The organism is Gordonia rhizosphera NBRC 16068, assembly GCF_000298195.1.
GTDB classification, from domain to species: Bacteria; Actinomycetota; Actinomycetes; order Mycobacteriales; family Mycobacteriaceae; genus Gordonia; species Gordonia rhizosphera.
The window spans coordinates 1-2448 of the sequence record NZ_BAHC01000147.1; the positions used below are offsets into that span (position 1 = coordinate 1).

The 2448-nt window shown below is 66.1% G+C and carries 3 protein-coding genes and 1 pseudogene; all 4 read left to right on the forward strand.

All coding sequences use genetic code 11. The features are described 5' to 3' along the window. A pseudogene (locus tag GORHZ_RS18330) lies at positions 1-239 on the forward strand (4-hydroxyacetophenone monooxygenase); the annotation flags it as partial. 24 nt (positions 240-263) lie between these two features. Further along, positions 264-1094 carry an SDR family NAD(P)-dependent oxidoreductase gene (locus GORHZ_RS18335; RefSeq protein WP_006335632.1) on the forward strand — a complete coding sequence of 277 codons (831 nt, stop codon included), beginning with the start codon at positions 264-266 and terminating at the stop codon, positions 1092-1094. A 137-nt stretch (positions 1095-1231) separates the two neighbouring features. After that, entirely contained in the window at positions 1232-1492 is a 261-nt protein-coding gene (locus GORHZ_RS18340; RefSeq protein WP_157205256.1) for a FeoA family protein, read from the forward strand. Next, the coding region (locus tag GORHZ_RS18345) for a FeoB small GTPase domain-containing protein (RefSeq protein ID WP_006335634.1) at positions 1489-2448 on the forward strand (960 nt) is incomplete at its 3' end. The genes GORHZ_RS18340 and GORHZ_RS18345, both read left to right, overlap by 4 nt.

Consider the following 2448-nt stretch of genomic DNA (forward strand, 5'->3'; position numbering starts at 1 on the left):
CGCAGCGGGAGTTCAACGCGCGGGTCCAGCACGATCTGCGGAACAGTGTCTGGGTCAACGGCGGTTGCGCATCGTGGTACCAGGACAATGACGGCAACATCACCACCCTCTGGCCGGGATTCACCTTCAACTTCCGGCGGATCACCAAGCGGTTCGACCTCGCTGCCTACGATGTGGAACGACGCGGCGCCGTGGCCGCGCCGGCCCGGGCAACCGAGGCCACGCCGGCCACCGTCTGACCACCGTCACCATCGAGGAGACACATGAAGGACTTTCGCGACAAGGTCGTCGTCATCACGGGCGCCGGTTCCGGAATGGGCCGCGACCTGGCGGTGAAGATGGGCCAGATGGGCGCCCGACTCGCCATCTCCGACATCAACCCGAACGGTCTGGCCATCACCGAACAACTCGTCGCCGAGACCGGCGCGGAGGTCCACGCCCAGGTCCTCAACGTCGCCGAACGTGAGGCCATGCTCGACTACGCGGAGACTGTCGTGGCGCACTACGGAACCGTCAACGTCATCTTCAACAACGCCGGCATCGCACACCACGGCGAGATCGAGTACACCGACTTCAAGGTCTTCGACCGCGTCATGGACGTGGACTTCTGGGGCGTGGTCAACGGGACGAAGGCGTTCCTACCCCACATCATCGCGTCGGGAGACGGCCACATCGTGAACGTGTCGTCACTGTTCGGACTGCTCTCCGAACCGGGTCAATCGGCCTACAACTCCGCCAAGTTCGCCGTCCGCGGGTTCACCGAGGCGCTCGCCCAGGAGATGGTGATCGCCAAACATCCGGTGAAGGTGAGCTGTGTGCACCCCGGAGGTGTCAAGACCGCGATCGCCCGCAATGCCACCACCTCCGGCGACCACGACCAGAGCCAGAGCGCCGATTTCTTCGAACGCTACTTCCTCCGGATGAACTCGGCCAAGGCCGCCGACATCATCATCTCCGGGGTGCGCAAGGACCGCAGCCGTATCCTGGTCGGTACCGACGCGCTTGTCCTGGACCTGTGGGTCCGACTGATGCCGTCGGCCTACAAGAGCATCATGGCGCGCGTCGTCGGGTGGGCATTGCCAAAGGCGCGGTGATCGTGGCCCGGTCCATCTACCCGCACGTCCCGATGACTTAAGGCCCTCGCCACCAAAGGCAAGCCGAACCTACTATTTTGGAGTGAAGGCTTATCCAAGCGGTGCCGCTGCGGTGCCGCTGGTGATCGAGGGTTGTGATGACAGTTTCGCGTGTAGGTGTGCCGGGTGTGCTCTCCGAGTTGAAGATCGGTGAACGACGACGGATCCGCGGCGTGCTGGCGACGTGTCCACCACAGGTGAGCCGTCGTCTGGCCAGCCTCGGATTCGTGCCGGGTGCAGTGGTCACCAAGGTGCGCAGCGCACCGATGCGCGACCCGAGCATCTATCGCGTGATGGACTACGACATCTGTCTCCGGGCCAGGGAGGCCGCCCAGATCGAGTGCGAGCCGGTCGAGTGACGAGCTGTCACGGTCCGGACAACACCGGTTCCGGCGCGTCCGGCGGCGATCGGTCGACGGGAACCGTCGCCCTCATCGGTAGCCCGAACGCCGGTAAGACCTCGGTCTTCAACGGGCTCACCGGGTTGCGGCTGAAAACGGGTAACTACCCGGGGGTCACGGTCGCCCGCACCGTCGGCCGGGTCAGGATCCCCGGGCCGAGTGACGCCGAGGGCACTGTGATCGAACTCGAGGATCTGCCCGGGGCCTACAGCCTCGACCCCATCTCCCCCGATGAACAGGTGGTCGCCGACCTGCTCAGCGGGTCGCTGGCCGCAGCTCCGCGACCCGACGCCGCGCTCGTCATCGCCGACTCCACGACGTTGCGCCGGTCGCTGGCCCTCGTCGCGGAGACCCTCAACCTCGGCATCCCGGTGGCGGTCGTCCTCACCATGACCGACGAGATGGCCACCCGGGGTGGCACCGTCGACGTGAACGCGCTCTCCGACGCGCTCGGAGTGCCGGTTCGCGCCGTCATCGGCACCCGCAAGTCCAGCCTGGAACCCGTGCGCGAACTGCTGGCCGACCCGTCGGCATGGAGTCGACCGCCCGTTCCGCCGCAACCCGACCCCGGTCCCGAACGCGACGACTGGGTCGCGTCGGTGATGCGGCTGTCGGGATATCGCGCGCCCGACGAACACGCCCGGACCGTGCTGATCGACCGCCTGCTGCTGCACCCGCTGCTGGGCAGCCTGGTGTTCCTCGCCGTCATGTTCGGCTTCTTCCAGATCGTCTTCACCGTCGCCGCGCCCCTGCAGGCGTGGATCGAAGAGTTCTTCGCCTGGCTCGGCGGCATCGTGGCCGATCACGTCTCGACGCCGATCCTCTCGGATTTCCTGTCCACGCGCTCCTCGGGGGCTTGGCGGCGTGCTGACCTTCGTACCGCAGATCGTGTTGATGTTCCTGCTCATCGCGCT

Excerpts from the sequence above, each read along its gene's own strand:
- GORHZ_RS18335 (WP_006335632.1), top strand. The coding sequence starts at position 264 with ATGAAGGACTTTCGCGACAAGGTCGTCGTCATCACGGGCGCCGGTTCC.
- GORHZ_RS18340 (WP_157205256.1), top strand. The coding sequence starts at position 1,232 with ATGACAGTTTCGCGTGTAGGTGTGCCGGGTGTGCTCTCCGAGTTGAAG.